The sequence below is a fragment of the Kitasatospora sp. NPDC058032 genome, from assembly GCF_042885845.1.
In the GTDB taxonomy this organism is placed as follows: domain Bacteria; phylum Actinomycetota; class Actinomycetes; order Streptomycetales; family Streptomycetaceae; genus Kitasatospora.
Window position 1 is genome coordinate 166,680 of sequence record NZ_JBHVRK010000001.1, and the last position, 18,451, is coordinate 185,130.

Annotated in this window: 18 protein-coding genes; 9 read left to right on the top strand and 9 right to left on the bottom strand. The window is 75.4% G+C overall.

What is annotated here, in order from left to right:
- Position 1 precedes the first annotated feature (1 nt).
- The 4 genes from ACFVUH_RS00710 to ACFVUH_RS00725 form a co-directional block, all read right to left on the bottom strand.
- Positions 2-907, bottom strand: a complete 906-nt coding sequence (locus ACFVUH_RS00710; RefSeq protein ID WP_387910224.1) for an SAF domain-containing protein — start codon at positions 905-907, stop codon at positions 2-4.
- 64 nt (positions 908-971) lie between these two features.
- Complete coding sequence (locus ACFVUH_RS00715; RefSeq protein WP_387910225.1) at positions 972-1,916, bottom strand: hypothetical protein; 945 nt, start codon at positions 1,914-1,916, stop codon at positions 972-974.
- The gene (locus ACFVUH_RS00720; RefSeq protein ID WP_387910227.1) at positions 1,910-2,389 is read right to left on the bottom strand and encodes a hypothetical protein; all 480 of its coding nucleotides are present in this window, start codon (positions 2,387-2,389) and stop codon (positions 1,910-1,912) included. The genes ACFVUH_RS00715 and ACFVUH_RS00720 overlap by 7 nt, the downstream gene beginning before the upstream one ends.
- A 283-nt stretch (positions 2,390-2,672) precedes the next feature.
- The gene (locus ACFVUH_RS00725; RefSeq protein ID WP_355365994.1) at positions 2,673-3,575 is read right to left on the bottom strand and encodes a hypothetical protein; all 903 of its coding nucleotides are present in this window, start codon (positions 3,573-3,575) and stop codon (positions 2,673-2,675) included.
- Between the two features lie 390 nt (positions 3,576-3,965).
- On the opposite strand from ACFVUH_RS00725, the gene ACFVUH_RS00730 reads away from it, so the two are divergent.
- From ACFVUH_RS00730 to ACFVUH_RS00740, 3 genes are all read left to right on the top strand, one after another.
- Positions 3,966-4,397, top strand: a complete 432-nt coding sequence (locus ACFVUH_RS00730; RefSeq protein WP_355365991.1) for a pyridoxamine 5'-phosphate oxidase family protein — start codon at positions 3,966-3,968, stop codon at positions 4,395-4,397.
- 254 nt (positions 4,398-4,651) lie between these two features.
- Entirely contained in the window at positions 4,652-5,104 is a 453-nt protein-coding gene (locus tag ACFVUH_RS00735; RefSeq protein WP_355365988.1) for a MaoC family dehydratase, read from the top strand.
- Positions 5,105-5,401: 297 nt separating this feature from the next.
- A complete protein-coding gene (locus tag ACFVUH_RS00740; protein ID WP_387910746.1) occupies positions 5,402-6,589 on the top strand; it encodes an MBL fold metallo-hydrolase in 1,188 nt (395 codons plus the stop codon).
- Positions 6,590-6,614: 25 nt separating this feature from the next.
- Here the strand turns inward: ACFVUH_RS00740 and ACFVUH_RS00745 are convergent, their stop codons facing one another.
- The 5 genes from ACFVUH_RS00745 to ACFVUH_RS00765 form a co-directional block, all read right to left on the bottom strand.
- Positions 6,615-7,562 carry a DUF389 domain-containing protein gene (locus ACFVUH_RS00745; protein ID WP_355365985.1) on the bottom strand — a complete coding sequence of 316 codons (948 nt, stop codon included), beginning with the start codon at positions 7,560-7,562 and terminating at the stop codon, positions 6,615-6,617.
- Between the two features lie 63 nt (positions 7,563-7,625).
- The gene (locus ACFVUH_RS00750) at positions 7,626-7,985 is read right to left on the bottom strand and encodes a hypothetical protein (protein ID WP_355365982.1); all 360 of its coding nucleotides are present in this window, start codon (positions 7,983-7,985) and stop codon (positions 7,626-7,628) included.
- Positions 7,986-8,057: 72 nt separating this feature from the next.
- Positions 8,058-8,582 (bottom strand): TetR/AcrR family transcriptional regulator, encoded by a 525-nt coding sequence (locus ACFVUH_RS00755; protein WP_355365979.1) that lies wholly within the window; start codon positions 8,580-8,582, stop codon positions 8,058-8,060.
- Between the two features lie 276 nt (positions 8,583-8,858).
- Entirely contained in the window at positions 8,859-11,603 is a 2,745-nt protein-coding gene (locus tag ACFVUH_RS00760) for a DUF6493 family protein (protein ID WP_387910231.1), read from the bottom strand.
- Positions 11,600-13,024 carry an SWIM zinc finger family protein gene (locus ACFVUH_RS00765; RefSeq protein WP_387910233.1) on the bottom strand — a complete coding sequence of 475 codons (1,425 nt, stop codon included), beginning with the start codon at positions 13,022-13,024 and terminating at the stop codon, positions 11,600-11,602. Before ACFVUH_RS00765 ends, ACFVUH_RS00760 begins: the two co-directional genes overlap by 4 nt.
- Before the next feature lie 147 nt (positions 13,025-13,171).
- Here ACFVUH_RS00765 and ACFVUH_RS00770 point away from each other — a divergent pair, with 147 nt between their 5' ends.
- From ACFVUH_RS00770 to ACFVUH_RS00795, 6 genes are all read left to right on the top strand, one after another.
- Entirely contained in the window at positions 13,172-14,080 is a 909-nt protein-coding gene (locus tag ACFVUH_RS00770) for an acyl-CoA thioesterase domain-containing protein (RefSeq protein WP_355365970.1), read from the top strand.
- A 127-nt stretch (positions 14,081-14,207) separates the two neighbouring features.
- The gene (locus tag ACFVUH_RS00775) at positions 14,208-14,861 is read left to right on the top strand and encodes a TetR/AcrR family transcriptional regulator (RefSeq protein ID WP_355365967.1); all 654 of its coding nucleotides are present in this window, start codon (positions 14,208-14,210) and stop codon (positions 14,859-14,861) included.
- A 154-nt stretch (positions 14,862-15,015) separates the two neighbouring features.
- Positions 15,016-15,828, top strand: coding sequence for an alpha/beta fold hydrolase (locus ACFVUH_RS00780; protein WP_387910235.1), 813 nt, complete (start codon positions 15,016-15,018; stop codon positions 15,826-15,828).
- A gap of 64 nt (positions 15,829-15,892) precedes the next feature.
- Complete coding sequence (locus ACFVUH_RS00785) at positions 15,893-16,267, top strand: MerR family transcriptional regulator (RefSeq protein WP_387910237.1); 375 nt, start codon at positions 15,893-15,895, stop codon at positions 16,265-16,267.
- Positions 16,268-16,411: 144 nt separating this feature from the next.
- Positions 16,412-18,055, top strand: coding sequence for a BCCT family transporter (locus ACFVUH_RS00790; RefSeq protein ID WP_387910238.1), 1,644 nt, complete (start codon positions 16,412-16,414; stop codon positions 18,053-18,055).
- A gap of 147 nt (positions 18,056-18,202) precedes the next feature.
- Complete coding sequence (locus ACFVUH_RS00795; protein WP_387910240.1) at positions 18,203-18,388, top strand: hypothetical protein; 186 nt, start codon at positions 18,203-18,205, stop codon at positions 18,386-18,388.
- The last annotated feature ends 63 nt before the right edge of the window (positions 18,389-18,451 follow it).

The following is an 18,451-nucleotide window of genomic DNA, read 5'->3' on the forward strand; positions in this document are numbered from 1 at the left end:
GTCAGTTCCCACCCGCCCCGGTCGGGGCACCGGCCGCCGGCGTCGCGGGACGGCCGGCGGCGGGGACCCCGGAGGCCGGGGCACCGGAGGCGGGGGCAGCGGCGGCCGGAGTGCCGGAGGCCGCGGCCCCGGTGGCCGGTGCGCCCGTGGCCGGTGCCCCCGCGGTGGGAGCGCCCGCCGCGGGAGCGGGCGCACCGGCCGCCGCACGCGGCGCCACCACGACCTGGATCCGCCCGGTGGCCACCCACGCGGCGAGCTTGCCGGCGTCCGCCTGGTCGACCACGGCGTCGAAGACCTGGCTGCCGTCGGTGTCCACCCGGCCCACGGTGTAGACGGTGGCGGCCAGCGTCTCGGCCCGCGAGCCGTCCGGGGTGTAGACGATGATCACCGGCTGGCCCGACTGGAGCCGGGTGGCCGGCAGCTGGGTGCGCCGGGCCGAGACGCCGACCAGCAGCTGCCCGGGGTTGAGGACGAGCGACTGCGCGAGGTCGGACTTGGTGAGCAGCCCGCCCCGGTGGAGGTCGGTGGTGGCCCGCATCCCGATCGCCTTGGTCCGGTCGGCGGCGTCCAGCGGCTTGAGCGCCGGGTCGCTCGCGATCCGGACGACCACCAGGTCGGACTCGCTCAGCACCTGCCCCCACGGCACGTCCCGGGCGAGCGCCAGCACCGCGACCCGCTGACCGGTGCTGTTGTACAGCACCGCGCCGCCGAGCCCGCCGGCGGCTATCAGCGCCACCGCCATCGCCAGCACGGCGGGGCGCCGGCGCCGCGCGCCGAGCGTCCGCCCGGGCGCGCGCGGAACCCCGCGCCGCTGCTCCGGCACGGCCGCCGGGGCGGTCGCGGCGGTGGCCGCGGTCGCCGTGGCGGACGCGCCGGGGCCGGGCGTGGCAACTGTACGGTTCTCCACCGGGCTTCGGCCTTCCTCGGATCGTTCGTCGGGATGTGCTGTGCGTGCCGCCGTGTCCGGCGGGCTAGTTGAGGACCTGGACCTCGGCGACCCGGTAGCTGACGTTCCGCACGTAGACCCGGATCTCGATCGGGTTGACCTTCGTGCCGTCGGACACCGTCACGTCGTTCATCCACACGACCTCGACGTCGCCGGTGAACAGGCCGTTCTTCTTGGTGCCCGAGCCGGTCTTGAAGACGTGGCCGCAGGTGGGCGACGGGCCGGCGCCGTACTTGACGTCGTACGGGGTGCCGACCGCGGCGGCGCCCTTGCAGGTCACGCTGGTCCCGTCGCCGAGGTCCCACTTCACCGAGGCCACCCGGGGGGTGACCGTCACCGTGAGGCTGCCGGCGTGCAGCGGTTCCGTGGCCGGCTTCTTCGGGTCCGCCAGCCAGAGCCAGACGTTGCCGCCCACCACCGGGTCCTTCTTGGGGGCGACCCCGAGCACGGGGGGCTTGAACTCCAGCCGGTCCTTGACGTAGGCGGCAGCCATGGCGCCCGGGTCCGGCGGCGCGGGCACGGGTGCCTGGGCGAGGAACCTCGGCTCGGGCCGGCCGATCGAGCCGTCGGAGAAGCGGCAGGTCACGTTGTAGACCGCCCCGTCCTTGGGGTCGTGGCCCTCCCAGCGCGTATCCCCCGCCTCGGGCTGCGGGTTGATGACCCGGTAGTAGCAGCCGTCGGTGGCACTGAACCAGCCCAGCTCGGGGTCGGTGCAGGCGAAGACCTGACCGTTCCAGCTGCAGAGCTGCGGCCCCGAGGTGCCGCCTCCTCCCCCTCCGCCGCCACCGCCCGAAGGAGGCGGTGTGCTGCCGGCGTGGCCGCCGCCCGTGCAGATGACGGTGTTCTCGCAGTGCGTGGCGCCCCCCGTGTCCGCGGGGGTGGGATCAGCCGCCGCAGGACCCGCCGGCGCCAGGAGTAATCCGGCGAACAACGGCGTGCCGATCACCAATCGCCGTACCGGTTTCAGCATGTGCGTCCCACCTCCCGCTTGAACTCGTTGATCAGCCAGCGCGTCTGGAACAGTCGCAGGGAAACGGTCGCCACGTACCGGTTGAGCCGGTCGGGCGGATCCTTCACCGCGAGCGTGACGGCGTCCGCCTGGTGCCACCCGGACACGTCCAGGCAGTCCTCGATCACGGCGGTGTTCGGATCTGCGTTCAGGTCGACGGACTTCACCACCGCGGAAGTCCGCGGCTCACCCGTCATCACAAGTTTGGCTTCGTGCAACTGACGGAGATTCACCAGTGCCTCGGTCAGCGCCTTCCCTGAAGCGAAGGTGTCGAACCGGGAACCGTCCGAGTCGGCTTGTCCGAACGCTTCCATCTGAGCCTGCCACCAGTCCTGATAGGTGCTCAGAGCCGATCTGGCGGCGGCCCCTTCAGGGCCGTCGGTCGGCGCGTTCCCGACGTTTGCGGAACCACCCGAAGGAGGGAGCGCGCTCACCCCCGCGACCGTGGGCGCAGTCGTCCCCAGGCGATCGGTGGAACCATCGGCCCCGCTGCTCGCGCAACCGCCCAGCAGCAACGCCAGAACCAGCCCTCCGGCCCCAACGGCCCCAGGGCGCAACACCATTCCGCGCTGCCGCATCGCCCCACCTCGTCGCAGCCGACCCCGGGTGTGGACCGGGGCCGCCAGAAGAACTCCGCCGTGCCGCCGGTGTTCCCCCCGCGGGGATCGATTCTTCGCCAAACCGGGCCTTCACGGCAACACCTGGGGCCCCCTGACCTTACGCGGAGGGAGGATCCGTCGGAGCACTTTCCCGCCACAGAAGGGCCAACAGTTCCTCGGAAAGCGACAATCCGGCCAATGCCCCCCGAACCGCCGCCCGATTGCGCATCAGAAGGCGCCCGCCCTCCGGCGGTACGAGCAGGCGCACACCCGGCGCGTCGGGCTGGTTCGACGGCACACCGGCTCCACCGGCGTCGTGCGGGGCGCCGCCGTCGAGCAGCGCGCCGACGGCCGGCTGCAGTTCGTGCGGTCCGACCGCCGCGGGCGCGCCCGGCACGCCCTGGCGCAGCACCGTGGTGAGCGACTGGCTGAACGAGCCGGGGCCGCCCGGCAGGACGGCGTCCCGGCCGCGCCGGCCGGGGGTGTAGCGGCCGGGTGCGTGCCGGCCGATCCGGCCCCAGAGCGGGACGCGCGAGTAGCTGAGCAGTTCGCCCGCGCCGTCCTCGCCGCCGCCGCGCTCCAGCGCCGCCCAGGTGTCCTTGTCCACCACCGCGTCGACCAGCAGCAGCGCCTCCTCCTGGTCGCCGTGCACCATCGCGCTGACCACCCAGTCCCAGGCCAGCCCGCGCCGGTAGGCGTTGTCGGCGGTGGAGCCCGCCGTCACCAGGGCGAGCCGGCGGCCGCGCGGGTCGGCCACCAACTGGCCCACCAGGCAGACCAGCAGCCAGCGGCCCGGACGGGCGGCGGCCTCCCGGACGGCGGTGAGCATGGTGTTGGCGTCCGCGCCGGGGTCGACGACCGCGACCCGGCTGCCGGCCGCGCCGGCGTCGAAGCACATCCCCGGCAGCACCTCGGCCAGTGCGCGGGCGCCCTCGGCGGCCTGCGCGGACCCGCCGAAGGCGCGGTCCGGCCCGCCGTCCGCCCCGATGACCACCAGATCGAAGCCGCTAACCACCCGCACCGCCCCCTCCTGCCCGGCCCCGGTCTTCCGGGGCCGCCGAACCGTTCCGCCATCCACCGCACCGTGCGCCGCGCCGTTCGCTCCGGCCCTGCCCCGCGCCGTCCGGCCTTCTCGGGCGGCGCCGTTCAGGTCCCGGCACGCCCGGCGCGCCCCGGTGCCACCGCCGGGCAGGCTACCGTCCCGCGCCGTCGCGGTCGGGCCTTCCGCCTGCGTTCCGGGGCCGGATCCCACGTCCGGCCGCCGTGCGATCGACTCCCCGCCGGCTCCCCGGGCCCCTCCCCGCGGCCCTCCCCGGCCCCTCCCCCGGTGCCCCGGGACGGCCGCAAGGCCCTGTCGTACAGGGACCATGGGCCCTGTCGGAACGCGCCGGGACGCGGGACCATCGGACCCATGGAGCGTGACGATCCCCTGGAGGAGCTCGGCGCGGACACGTGCCTGCGCCTGCTCAGCACCGTGCCCGTCGGACGCGTGGTGTACACCGAGCACGCGCTGCCGGCCGTCCTGCCGGTCTCCTTCGAGGTCGCGCCGGACGGGCGCCTGCTGCTGGCCGTGCGCCGGGGCAGTGCGACCGCGCGCGGGCTGGACGGCACCGTGGTCGCCTTCCAGGCCGACCAGGTGGACCCGGTCACCCGGACCGGCTGGAGCGTGCTGGTGCACGGCCGGGCGGACGTCCTGCGCGATCCGGAGCTGGTCCGCCGCGCCCTGCGCTCGGGTCTGCGGCCCTGGGTCGGCGATCCGGACCCGATGTTCGTCTCGCTGGTGCCCGAACTGATCAGCGGCCGCCGGCTGACCGCGGCCGGCCGCCCCGTCCCGCACTCCTGAACCGCGCGCCCGGTCCCCGCGCCCGGGCCGCACGCCCGGGCGGTACTCGCTGAACCGCACCCCCGGACGGCACTCCGGAACCGCACGCGTGAACCCCGCCGGCCGCCCCGGGGAACGCCGGTTCGAGGGCCGTCGACCGTTCCCGGGCCGTTCCGGGGAAGCCCCTGACAGGTGACCGACGAGTAGGCATACTCTGCGGAGTTCGCAGCAGCAGCCGCACCGCCGACCGTCCCGCCTGCCCCAGGAGTGCCTCCGTGACGACCTTCGCATCCCTCGCCGAGCTGACCGCCGCCGTCGGCACCGAGCTGGGCACCAGCCAGTGGCACACCGTCGAGCAGGCCCGGATCGACCTGTTCGCCGAGGCGACCGGCGACCACCAGTGGATCCACGTCGACCCGCGGCGGGCGAAGGAGAGCCAGTTCGGCTCGACCATCGCGCACGGCTACCTGACGATGTCGATGATCCCGGTGCTGGCCAAGGAGTGCTACGGCGTCGAGGGCGTGCGGATGGCCCTCAACTACGGATCGGAGAAGGTCCGCTTCCCCGCCCCCCTGCCGGTGGGCACGGCGATCCGGGCGACGGCCGAGCTGGTCTCCGCCACCGAGGTGCCCGGGGGCGTGCAGGCGGTGGTCCGGTTCACCATCACCAGCGCGGAGAGCGCCAAGCCGCACTGCGTCGCGGAGACGATCACCCGTTTCTACGCCTGACCACGGGGGAAGGCCCCTGGTCGGCGGAGGGCGGCCGCCGCTCGCCGGGTCCGGAGAGCCGACCGCGAGTAATCTCCGACGAGATGGTCGTCGTACCGAACCGGCGCTCTGGTCGGCACGGTCCGCGCCCCGGCATGCCAGGTATCCGTTGCCGTCCTTGGAGGTGCCGTGCCCCGCCCAGCCGCCCCGTGGTACTCCCGCGTCCTCGGCCTGACCTCGACCGTGGCCTCCGCGGCGACGTCCGCCGCGACCTCCGCCGCGGCCTCGGCGACCTCCGCCCTGGGCACGTCCGCCCACCTGGCCGAACTGCCCCGGGCGGCCTGGCACCGGGTCCGGACGGACGCCTTCGGCGCCGAGCCGCGCGGCGAACGGCTGGCCCGGATCCGCCGCTCGCCCCAGTTCACCGACGGCGCCTTCCGCAACCCCGTACCGACCCGCCGACTGGTCTCCACGCGCAGCCCGCTGGAGATCGCCCGCGCCCAGCTGGCGGCCGACCGGGCCCGGCGCACGCCCGCCGCCGCCGTGCCGCTGCACCGGCTGCTCCCGGCCGACCTCGCCGAACCGCCCGCCTCCGGCCTGCGGCTCACCTGGCTCGGCCACGCCACGGTGCTCGCCGAGATCGGCGGCCGACGGGTGCTGTTCGACCCGGTCTGGGGCGAGCGCTGTTCCCCGTTCTCCTGGACCGGTCCCAAGCGCCTCCACCCGGTGCCGCTGCCGCTCGCCGAACTCGGCCCGGTCGACGTGGTCGCCGTCTCCCACGACCACTACGACCACCTCGACATGGCCACCGTCCGGGCCCTGATCGGCACCGGCGCGGCGTTCGCCGTCCCGCTCGGCGTCGGGGCGCACCTGGAGCACTGGGGGGTGCCGGCCGAGCGGATCGTCGAGCTCGACTGGTGGGAGTCGGCGGAGGTGGCCGGCCTCACCCTGACCGCCACGCCCGCCCGCCACTACTGCAGCCGCGGTCCGCGCACCAGCCCGCTCTTCCTGTGGGCGTCCTGGGTGGTGGCCGGGGGCGGGCGCACCGTCTTCCACAGCGGGGACACCGGCTACTTCGCCGGCTTCACCGAGATCGGCCGCCGGCTCGGCCCGTTCGACGCGACGATGATGCAGGTCGGCGCCTACAGCGACTTCTGGCCCGACGTCCACATGACGCCCGAGGAGGGCGTGCGGGCCCACCTCGACCTGAGCGGCGACGTGCTGCTGCCGATCCACTGGTGCACCTTCAACCTCGCCCCGCACCCGTGGGAGGAGCCCGCCGAACGGGTGGTCGCCGCCGCGCGGGCGCAGGGCGCGCGGCTGGCGGTGCCGCGTCCCGGCAAGCCCTTCGAGCCGGCCGAGCCGCCCGCGCTGCGGCGCTGGTGGCGGGCGGTGGCCGCGCCGCCCCGGGAGGGCGCGGCGCTGGTGGTGCCGGACGGCCCGGCCGGCGCGGCCGACGGGTCGCGGCCCCGGGCGGCGGCCGAGGGCGACGGCGTGCCGGTCTGAGCGGGCCGCGCCCTCGCGCCGCCGTTCAGGCGGATCCGCGGGCGGCGGCCTGGCGGCGGATGCGCCGCCAGGCGCCCTGCTGCACCAGGAGCGTGAGCACCCCGGCCAGCACGATCCCCGCCATGTTCAGCAGCAGCTGGAGGCTGGAGCCCCAGAACTGCCGGAAGTCCCCGTACCCGAGGGCGACCGCCGCGTTGGCGGCGGCGGGCACCGTGGTCACCGAGATCGCCACGCCGACCAGCATGCCGGCCTTGGACGAGGTCAGGGAGAGCAGACCGGCGATGCCCGCGAGGAAGGCCACCACGAACGAGGTGGCGTCGGGCTGCCAGATGAACGAGGTATTGGGCCGCGCCCCGTCGAACCTCCCGTGGCTGAACAGCCCCAGGCCGTCCATCAGCAGCGAGAACGCCACGGTCAGCGCCATCGCCACCGCGAAACCGGCGACCAGCGCGTTCAGCGAGCGCAGCGCGGGGCGCGCGCGCCGCTGCACCAGCGCCACGCACAGCCCGGCGAGCGGCCCGAACTCCGGCCCCACCGCCATCGCCCCGACCACCAGGATCGCGCTGTCCAGCACCGCGCCGCAGGCGGCCAGCATCGTCGCCACGGTGAGGAAGGCCAGGTAGACGCCGGTGAGGGTGGACTCCTCGTGGGTGATCTCGGCGACCGACTCCCACACCAGCGCGTCGGCGCCCTCGCCGGGCGCGAGCCGCTCGGCCTCGTCGGCGGCGGCCGAGAGCGTCAGCTCGACCTCCTGGACGTCGATCGCGCCCCGCTCGGTCAGGCCCGTCGCCCGCAGCCCCGCCAGCACCTCGTCCGCCGACTCGCGGGCCACGTCGCAGAGCACCACGTCCCCGGTGGGCCGGACGGCCGCGTCGGGCAGCAGGACCACATGGGTCACGCCGACGCAGTCGTCCAGGCAGGTCAGCACGGTGTCGCGCAGGTCGGCGGGGACGATCAGACGCAGGTGCAGCACGGGTGCTCCGGACGGGCGAGGCGGTGGAGGGTTCCGATCACCCTAGACGGATCGACTGCCCCGTCAGGCGGCGGGCCGCTTGGCGTGCTCGACGAGGTCGACGGTGGCACGCGGGTCGTCGACCTCCACGATCAGCCGGCTGTACCGCTCGTCGGCGAGTTCTATCACCACGGCCTTGGCGGGGTTCTTGACGTCCCAGAAGACCCACTCGCCGCCCGAGCGGAAGGTGCCGGCGGTGATCAGCCCCGGGAAGTGGGTGCCGCCGACCTTGAGCCCCTTGGGCTCGCGGAGGATCCCGGGGTCGACGGTCGCGCCCCGGACGTTGGCGAGCGGGATCTCGATGCGGCTGCGGATCGCCCAGAGCCGGTCGAGGCCCTCGATCTCGACGACGAGGTTCTGGTCGGTGGTGCTGACACGGGCCATGGAACTGCTTCCTCCCACTGGTGGATTGGATGACTGGTGGATGATCTGTTTCCGATCGGCGCCGGCCGAAGGTCAGCCGACGCGTTCGGCGAAGGCCAGCACCGCGTCGGGGGACGGTCCGCCGAGACCGGCGCGGGCCCGCAGCCGCAGGCCGAGGACGGTCGCGGCGAGCACCCCGGCAGTGGAGGCGGGGGTGCCGGCGGCCCGCTCGACCGCGTCGTCGAGCGCGGCCAGCCCCTCGCCGACCAGCGCGCCGACCTCCGGATCGCTCCCGGCCCGCTCCACGGCGGCCGACAGCAGCAACCCGGCGGCCGGCCCGCCGTCGAACGCGGCCACCGCCTGCGCCAGCAGCGCACCGAGCCCGTCCGCCTCCCGCAGCGCCGCCGCGAGCGGCAGCACCTCCTCGTCGAGGTGCCGGCGCAGCGCGGCGAGGTACAGCCCGCGCTTGCTCCCGAACACCTTGTAGAGGCTCCCCCGGTGCACCCCGAGCCCGGTGACGAGATCGTCCACCGAGGTCCCCTCGTACCCGCGAACGGCGAACAACTCCGCCGCCGCCCGCACAGCCTGTTCCTCGTCGAAGGCGCGTGGTCTTCCCATGCCGAGGACTCTACGAGTTTGAGAACGCCCGGTCAAGAACGACCGTTCTCAAACTTGTCCCACCGCGGCGTCGGGGGACGGCGGCGGTACTGGTGGTCCATCAGGAGCGCGGATCCCGGGCACCCCGAGCGGTAGACAGCCGGCGCCACTGCGGCCCCGCCCAACCCCGTCACCACAGGGGCCGCCCCGACGGCTCCGCCCGTCGGGCGGAGCCGTTTGGCAGATGCCGCCGGTGGGCGGACGGGCGGAGCCGAGCGCGGGCAGGTGCGGGCGGGATCAGGGGGTGGCGAGGAGGTCGCGGAGGGTGCGGGACTCCTTCACGAGGCGGCTGGTACCGGGGCGGGCGGCGGTGGCGGTGACTTCGGGGATCGGGCCGCGGGCGGCGCTGCGGCGGGCGGTGTCGGCGGCGAGGGCGAGGAGGTCCGCGGCGCCGCGCGGCGCCTCACCGGCGAGCAGGGACGGCAGGGCGGCGGCCAGCACGGACCAGACGGTGGCGTGGGCGCCGGTGTCGGCGGCGGCGGTCAGGGCCTGGGCGAGGCGGACGGGCTTCACGGTGCCGAGCGTCACCAGTTCGCCCAGTTCACGCCCGAGCAGGGCGCCGTCCAGGTCGCCGCGGGCGGCGAGGACGAGCAGGGCGTCGACGGCGGCGGCGCGGTCCTCGGGGTGGCGGGCGCCCAGGCCGTAGCCGAGGGCGAGGTGGAGGGCGAGCCCGGCCGGGCCGCCGGCCTCGGCGAGCACGACCAGCATCCCGGCGGTGCCGCGCCGGTCGCGGTCGGCGCAGTCGGCGAACCGGTCCAGCCAGCGGGCGGCCAGCTCCTCCCGGTGGTGCGGCAGCATCGCGGCCCAGTGCACGGTGGGTTCCCTGAGCCACTCGTCCGCCCGCCGCACCCGGGCCACGCTGGGCGTGGTGCCCTCCAGCAGCACCCGGAACTCGGCGGCGAGCCGCTCGCGGGCCGGGCCGGCCGGGCCGGCGCTGCCGCGCTGGGTGACCACGATCCGCCGGAGCTCCTCCCACCAGCGGTCCCAGTAGCGCCGCTTGCGCTCGTACCCGGCGCCGGGTGCGAAGAGCACCCGCTCCGAGACCTGGACCGGCAGGCCGCCGTCGCACAGCCAGGCGGCCACCCACCGCCCGGCCGCCGAGGTCAGCCGGTCGGCCGCCGCCCGCACCGACGGGTCCGCCGTCGGGGCGGTCCGCAGCAGCGCGGCGCTGAGGTCCGCCGGGCCGGGCGTGACACCCGCCGTCTCGTACCCGGCAAGGCGCTCCACCAGTACGGTCGCGGCGATCGCGCCGGTGGTGTCGGTCGGCGTGGCGAGCAGGTACGGCGGGGCCGCGGTGGTGACCCGTTCGGCGGCCTCGCCGATCCGGGCGGCCAGGGCGTTGCCGTACTCGGTGTTGTGCGTGCCGCGCAGCGGGTTGCGGCCCTTGTGCCGGAAGACGGAGCCGGGCCGGTGCGGGTCGGCCTTCCCGGCGACCACCACGGCGAGGTACAGCACGTCACCCGGGCCGCAGTCCCGCCAGCGGCCGACGTCCTGCCACTGGTTCACCCGCAGCACCGGCTCCAGCGCCCGCGCGAGCGCCGTCCGGTCGCGGTGGGCGTGCCGGACCAGGCCGTCCAGGACGCGCTCGAAGACGGCGACGTCGGGCCGCCCGCCGGCCAGCAGCACCGCCAGCTCCTCGGCGACCTCCACCGGGCCGGCGAGCGGTTCGCCGAGCGGGGCGGGCACCGGGACCGGCGGCAGCAGTTCGGCCCAGGCGGTGTCGTCGTCCTCCGCCGCGCCGCCGACGGGTGCGCCGAACAGCTCGCCGGCCCGGGCGTGGTGGGCGGGGTTGAGCGCCTCGGCGGCGAGCCGCAGCTCCGGCAGCACGGCCTCGCCGGCGGCCTTGAGCCGACGGGCGACCAGGTTGAGCGCCCGCTCCTGGAGGGCGCTGTCGGGGTGTCCGAAGGCCCCGGCGGCGGCCAGCACCGCCGGTCCCGACCGCTCGGGCGTGCGCTTCGCGGCCTGCTCCAGCCAGGAGAGCTGGGCCCGCACCAGCTTCTTCTCGCTGCGGAACAGCACCACCGCCGAGGCCTCGACGACCGCCTCCGTTTCGATCAGCCCGGCCTCGTCCAGCCCGGTGAGCACCTGCTGGGCGTGGCCCGCCAGCGCCGAGGGCCCGTCGAGCAGCACCAGCAGGTCGCGGACCCGGGCCGCGTACTCCTGCGGGGTGGGCGCGAAGGCGGTCAGCACGGCGAGGAACGAGCGCTGGTCGGCGGTCTTTCCGCCGCGCACCAGCCGGGCGAGGCAGAGGTCGATCAGTTCCTCGCGACCGAAGTGCCCGGACTCGGCGAGTCCGGCGATGGCCGCCGGCCAGTTGTCACCCGATCGGGTGGTGTACGTGTTGTCGAGCGGCCAGGAGACGTCGTCGAGTTCGAACAGCCGGGGGAGCATCACGGGGGTGAAGGTGTCCGTCCGCAGCCGCTCCAGCAGGGTGGTGGCGGTGCCGCGCGGGCCGCGGTCCGCGCCGGCCGCCGAGCGCAGCCACTCGGTGACGAAGTCGTCGGAGGCCGGCACCGTGCAGCCGGTGCGCCGCACCACGCGCTCGATCAGCGGGTAGAGGTCCCAGCTCCAGCCGCTGCCGCGCTTGGCGGCGAGCCGGGCGACCACCTCGGTCTGCCACTCCACGGGCTGGGCCTCGACGACGTCGGCGAGGGCGGGGTGGCGGGCCCAGGAGCGCCCGGTGAAGTCCCGGGCGCCGATCCAGGTGGCGGCGCCCGCCGGACCGGGGTGGCAGCCGGCGCCGGCCACCAGCAGCGCGCCCATCCGCCGGTTGGCCTCCTTGGACCAGTCGCCGCGGCTGGTCCGGCGCAGTTCCTTGAGGGCCGGGAGGCAGGAGCGCCGCTCGGCCGGCCCGAGGGCGGTGAGCAGCACCGGCACCTCGCCCGTCCGGCCCTCGCGGACCGCCGCCAGCAGGGCCTCCACCGCGTCCGGCGCCGCGGCCGGCGCCACCGTGTCCGTGCTCTTCGCCGTTGCGGTGCTCATCGCGCCGTCCCTTCCCGAAGTCCGTCTTCCCGAAGTCCGTCGACCGCCCCGCCCCGCGCCCGCGCCTCGCGGACCATGTCCACCGCCAGCACGTGCTTGCACGGCCCGCGCCCGCCCCGGTACTTCGCCCACCACAGGCAGGTGCAGCCGGCCGCGCCGCCCGCGTCCGCACGCACCCGCTGGACGTGGTCGTCCACCGTGACGACGGCCGTCGCGCCGCCCTCCTCCAGCCGCACCGCCCCGGCCTCGACCAGCGCCCGGGCCGCCTTCAGCCGCGGGTTGGCCGCCTCCGCGCGCCCGGCGTCGTACGGGAGCTGCCGGTGGAAGTACGCGGCCTCGGCGACGTCGTAGCCGATCTGCCCGGCGGTGCCGAGCCGGGTCAGCGCGGCCCGCACCCGGGCCGCGCCGAGCCCGGACTGGTCGGCGAGCTCGGCGATCTCGATCCGCGGCTCCCAGGCGAGCAGCGCCGCGACCAGGTCGGCGTCCTGCTCGGCGGTGCCGGTGGCGAGCGCGCCGAGCACCCCGCCCTCGCCGCTGAAGCCCCGTGAGGCGTCCGGCGAGAGGGTGAGGGTCAGCCGCATCCCGGGCAGCTCGACCTCCCAGGCGGAGGCCGCCGGACCGCCCCCGGCGACCGGCGGGCCGTAGACCCGCAGCGCCCGCGCGTGCCGCAGCACCCGCTGCAGGGCGGCCAGCCGCTCGGGCCCGGGCAGGCAGACCGCGCCGGGCACCGGCCGGGTGGTGGGCCGCAGCGTGCGCCCGGCCGGCACCACCCACCGCGCGACACGCGCACCGGCCCGCCCGCCGCGCGGCAGCGAGCGCAGGAAGCGGACCGCCTCGACGGCGGGCAGCTCGGCGCGCAGGTCGAACCCGGCGGCGGTGACCTGGGTCTCCGCGAAGCCGCGCAGCCAGCGCTCCGGCAGCGGGACCTTCTTCTCGACGACCGGCCCGTCGAAGGTGGTGACCTCCAGGGCGTCCGGGCCGACGGCGAGGTGCAGCGGCTCGGCGGGGCCGATCCGGGTGAGCGCCTCGCGCAGCGGGTTGTTGACGTCGACGTTGGTGGTGCCGTGGCCGATCTCGTCGCCGTCCAGGCCCGCGGCGAGCACGTCGAGGCGGGCGTAGACACCGCAGCAGCCGGAGAAGGACTCGAAGCGGAGCCGGTCGCCGTTGGCGGTGACCACCGGATCGAGCGAGGCGCGCAGCTGCGGCTGGTAGTAGCGGGCGGCGGCGACGTCGGCGACGGCGAGCAGCGCGGCGGCGGCCGGCGCGGGCTCGGCCAGGAAACCCGCGAAGAAGCGCGGATGGGCGGCCGCCCCGAGCGGGGTGGTGCCGCCGGAGGTCTCCAGGGCGAGGCGCCGGCCGGCCTCGCCGTCGAGGACGGCGGACGGGCGCAGATAGGCGTACGCGTGTGCGGATTGCGACATGCCGAGCACGTTAGGTCAGGGGACTGACAGTCGACCTCGGAACACCCCCCGGTCTTCGAATAATGGAACACGTTCTAGCAAGCATGTTCGGGTCCGAGGTTACCCAGGTCACACCGGCGCACGGCCCGCGTCTGCCAGTATGGGCCTGTGACAGAGCTGACCGAACAGGACAGACGAGCCACCGGCACGGTCGGCCCGTTCGCCGAACTGCTGCGGATCGAGCGCCTCGACGAGAACACGTTCCGCGGCCGCTGCCACGCCGGTGCGCCGATGCGCGCGTTCGGCGGGCACGTCGCCGCGCAGGCCCTGGCGGCGGCCGGACGGACGATCGGGGCGGAGCGCTCGGTGCACTCGCTGCACGGCTACTTCCTGACCCCGGGCGACCCGAGCCGCCCCATCGAGTACCGGGTCGACCGGGTGCGCCAGGGCACCTCCTACGCCACCCGGCAGGTGACCGCGGTCCAGCGCGGCGAGGCCGTCTTCAGCCTCTCCGCCTCCTTCAAGCGCCCCGAGCCCGCCGCCGACCGGCACCGCGAGGTGCCGCGGCTGCCCGGCCCCGAGGAGCTGCCGGACGTCTTCTCGGCCTGGGACGACGAGGCCCGCGCCGCGCTGACCGACAGCGGCTTCGGCGACCTGGAGATGCGGTTCGTCCCGCCGGACGCACCCGGTGTGCCGCCGGCCGTGCCCGGCATGCCGCAGCAGTTCGTCTGGCTGCGCACCGGCTCGCCGCTGCCCGCCGACGACCCGCTGCTGCACGTCTGCGCGCTCACCTACCTGTCGGACCTCACGCTCGCCTCGACGGCCGGACTGCACGTCCAGCCGAACTTCTTCCAGCGCACCGAGCCGCCCCGGCTGCTGATGGCCTCGCTGGACCACGCGATGTGGTTCCACCGCCCCTTCCGGGCCGACGAGTGGCTGCTGTTCGCGCAGCGCAGCCCCTCCTCCTCGGACGGCCGCGGGCTGGCGCTGGGCGAGTTCTACGACCGCGAGGGCCGGCTGGTGGCCTCCGCCGTCCAGGAGGCGCTGATCCGCGAACGCCTGGTCGCACCGCGCTGACCACGGCCGACCGGCCTTCCGCCGGCCGCCCGCCGGACCCCGCCACCACCCGGTGGCCGGGGGGCGAACGGCGGGCGGCCGGTCGGCGTCATATTCCTGAGCGGCCCCGGCCCGTATCATGGTGCGGGTGACCAAGGTTGACCTGTCACCACGACCGGTGGAGGCGATGTCTCCGCGTCAGCTCGAACGCCGCGAAAGCCTGATCGCGACCGCGCTCGCCCTGGTGAACGAGATCGGCGTCGAACGGCTGCAGATGAAACAGGTCTGCGAGCGGTCCGGAGTCGCCCTGGGGACGGCGTACCGCTACTTCTCCTCCAAGGACCACCTCTTGGCGGCGGCGATCGCCGAATGGCACCGGCTGCTGCTGGCCGACCTGGTGGCGGAGCTGCGCGGACCGCGCGCCGGCCTGGGCGCCACGGACCGGGTGGTGCGGTTCGTCCGCGGCGGCATGCGGGCCTACCAGCGCCAGCCCGAACTGGCCCGGCTGCGGGTGGCCGTCGCCGCCTCCACCGACCCCTTCGCCAGCGAGGCCCTGCAGGGCATGGCCCGGGCCGACAGCGCGGCGCTCCAGGCGGTGATGGCCGACGAGGTGCCGGCCGCCGCGAGCGACCTGGTGCGGCACATCGTCGGCCACGCCTGGCAGGGCGAGCTGACGGCCTGGGTGACCGGCCGCACCACTCTCGGGGACGCCCGACGGCGACTGGAGGACGTGGTGCGGCTGGTGCTGACCCCGTACGAGACCGCCTACCCGGCCCCGTACGACGTCCCGTCCAAGGCCTGACCACGGGTCCAGCCGGCCGGGTGACCGGGTGACCGGGGCCGTGGCGCTCCCCGGGCTTGACCTTCACACCGATGTGAAGTCCTACCGTGCGGAGCGGGTCGACCACGGCCCGATCCCCGAACCCCCCGGACCCCCGTCCGCCCAGGAGGACCCCATGGCCACGCCCCCCGCCCCCGCTCCGCTCGCCCGGACCGTCCGGGGCACCGGCCCCGGGCTGCTGCTCGCCCACGGCGCGGGCGGCAGCGTCCACGACAACTGGGGCCCGCTGCTCGACGACCTCGCCGCCCACCGCACCGTCGTCGCCCCCGACTACCCGGGCTCCGGCGACAGCCCCGACGAGCCCGGCACACCGCACTCGCTCGACGAACTGGCCGACCGCCTGGTGGCCGCCGCCGACGCGGCCGGCCTCGCCGACTTCGACCTCGCCGGCTACTCCCTCGGCGCCGCCGTCGCCGTCCGGATCGCCACCCGCCACCCCGGCCGGGTCCGCTCGCTGCTGCTGCTCGCCGGGGTGGCCGGCGGCTCGCGGCGGCTGCGGCTGCTCGCCGACCAGGCCATCGCCCTCACCGCGTACCCCGCGCTGCTGGCCGACCACTCGCTGGCCGTCACCTTCGGCCGCACCTGGGTGGAGGAGCTGCCCGCCGAGCGCTTCGACGAGCTGCGCGCCGCCCTGGCCGCCACACCGGCCCCGGCGGGTTTCCGCTGGCAGTTCGAGCTCGCCGGCCGCGCCGACGTCCGCGCCGAGCTGGCCCGCGTCACCGTGCCCACCCTGGTCGTCTCCACCACCGAGGACGGCCTGGTGCCGCCGGAGCAGCACCGGGCGCTGGCACTGGGCATCCCCGGCGCCCGGCTGACCGAGCTGACGGCGGGCCACCTGCCGATGGTGGAGCGGCTGCCCGAGCTGCGGGACCTGCTGCTGGGCTTCCTGGCGGACGCCGACGGCGGCCTGGACGCCGCCCGGGCCTGACGGCCCGGTGGCCCGGTGGCCCGGCGGAGGGGAACACCCGGCCCGGCGGCGATGTTGCCCGGTCATGCGCATCGGAGAGCTCGCCCGCCTGACCGGGGTGTCCACCCGCCTGCTGCGGTACTACGAGGAGCAGGGCCTGCTCGAACCCACCCGCTCGGCCGCCGGCTACCGCGAGTACGGTGAGGGCGACACCGTCCGGGTCCGCCAGATCCGCAGCCTGCTCGCGGCCGGCCTGCCCACCCGGGTGATCGCGCGGATCCTCCCCTGCGCGACCGGGCCGCTCCCCGCCCTGGAGGCCTGCCCCGATCTGCTCGGCACCCTCCGCGGCGAACTGGCCGAGCTCGACGCGCGCATCACCGAGCTGACCCGCAGCCGGCGGGCCCTGGCCGGGTACCTGGACGCCGCCGTGCCGCCGTCCCGCCCGTACGCGGCCGCCTGACGCCCGCCCAGGTCGCGCCTCTCCGGCGCGCCCTGCCGCCTCTCCCGGCGAGAACTGGACATAGTACGACATGTATTCCTATTTCGATCATGTCGTCGACACCTGCACGCCGTCGGCCCGCCAGTTCGCCGCGAGAGGTACCCCATGACCAGTCAGCCGCCCGGGCCGCCGGACGAGCCCGCCGCCACCCTCCCCGTCGACCGGGTCGTGTTCGGGGTCGGCGCCGTCGCGGTGCTCGGGGTCGTCGCGTGGGGCGTCTTCGCCGAGGACTCCCTCGGCCGGACGTCCGGCACCGCCCTCGGCTGGGTCCTGCACAACTTCGGCTGGCTCTTCGTCGTCGCCGCCGACGTCTTCCTCGTCCTCACCGTCCTGCTCGCCTTCAGCCGGTTCGGCCGGATCCGGCTGGGCCGGGACGACGACGAACCCGAGTTCTCCACCACCGCCTGGGTCGCCATGATGTTCAGCGCGGGCATGGGCATCGGCCTGATGTTCTACGGCGTCGGCGAACCGCTCCAGCTGTTCGCCGCCCCGCAGCCCGGCTCCGGCCTCGAACCCGAGTCCGCGGCCGCCGCCCGGCAGGCCCTGGAGTTCTCGCTCTTCCACTGGACCCTGCACCCCTGGGCGATCTACGCGGTCGGCGGCCTCGCGCTCGCCTACACCACCTTCCGCAAGGGCCGGGGCAACCGGATCTCCGCCGCCTTCGTCCCGCTGATCGGCGAGCGCGGCGCCAACGGCTGGAAGGGCCGGGCGATCGACCTGCTCGCGGTGTTCGCGACCGTCTTCGGCTCCGCCACCAGCCTCGGCCTCGGCGCCCTCCAGGTGGCCGACGGGCTCGGCCACATCTCCGACGTCAGCAACAGCGAGCGCACCCAGCTGGTGATCATCGGCGCGCTGAGCGCCGCCTTCGTGGTCTCCGCCTTCTCCGGCGTGCACCGGGGCGTCAAGTGGCTCTCCACCGCCAACGTCGTGCTGGCCTCGCTGATCATGGTCTTCGTGTTCCTCGTCGGCCCCACCGTCTTCGTGCTGGACACCATCCCCTCCACCGTCGGCGGCTACCTCTCCAACCTGACCGTGATGTCCACCCAGACCGGCGCCTTCACCGACGAGGACTGGCTCGGCACCTGGACCATCTTCTACTGGGCCTGGTGGCTCTCCTGGGCCCCGTTCGTCGGCACCTTCATCGCCCGCATCTCGCGCGGCCGCACCGTGCGGCAGTTCCTGCTCGGCGTGCTGCTGGTGCCCAGCGGGGCCACCGTGATCTGGTTCTGCGTGATGGGCGGCACCGCGATCCGGCTGGACACCACCGGCGCCGCCGACCTCGTCGCGACCATCCCGCAGGGCGCCGAGGCCTCGCTCTTCGAGATGCTGCGCGCGCTCCCGGCCGGCGCGGTGACCAGCGTGGTCGCGGTGCTGCTGGTGATGACCTTCTTCATCACCAGCGCCGACTCCGCCTCCCTCGTGCTCGGCTCGCTCTCCAGCCGCGGCTCACTGCACCCGCGCACCTGGCTGGTGGTGGTGTGGGGTGTGCTGATGGGCGGCGTCGCGGCCGCGCTGCTGCTCGCCGGCGGGCTCACCGCACTGCAGAACGCCACCATCCTGGTCGCGCTGCCGTTCGTCGTGGTGATGCTGCTGCTGTGCGTCGCCCTGGTGAAGGAACTGCGCTCCGACCCCTCCGCCGGACCGCCCCGCTTCCACCCCGCCCACGGCCTGCGGGACGCCGTCCGGGTCGCCGTCGGCGAGGCCCTGGCCGATGTCCGACGGGGCAACCAGCGTCCCCCGACCGGGTGAAAACCCCTCCGGGGACGGCCCCACGGGCCAGTCCCCGGGGGCCATGACCTGCCATGGTGCACATTTCGCCCAAAGTGACGCCCGCCTCCCATCCGGACTTCACCCGCACGTAGCGATCGTTCACACCGGCCTGGAACCCTCCGTGACATGAACGCCAACCTCACGGCGACCCTCCAGGAACCGCGCTTCCCCATGCCCCAGCGCCACCGCCGCTTCCTGGCCTGCGCCGCCGTCCTCGCCTCCGTCGCCCTCGGCACCCTCGGCGTCGCCGCCACCGTCGAGACCGTCCAGCACGGCACCGTCGCCACGGCCACGGCCACCGTGCAGAAGTAGGCACCCGCGCGCCGCGCCGCCCGCACCGCCCCCTCCCCGCCGGGCACGAGCAACGACACCGCC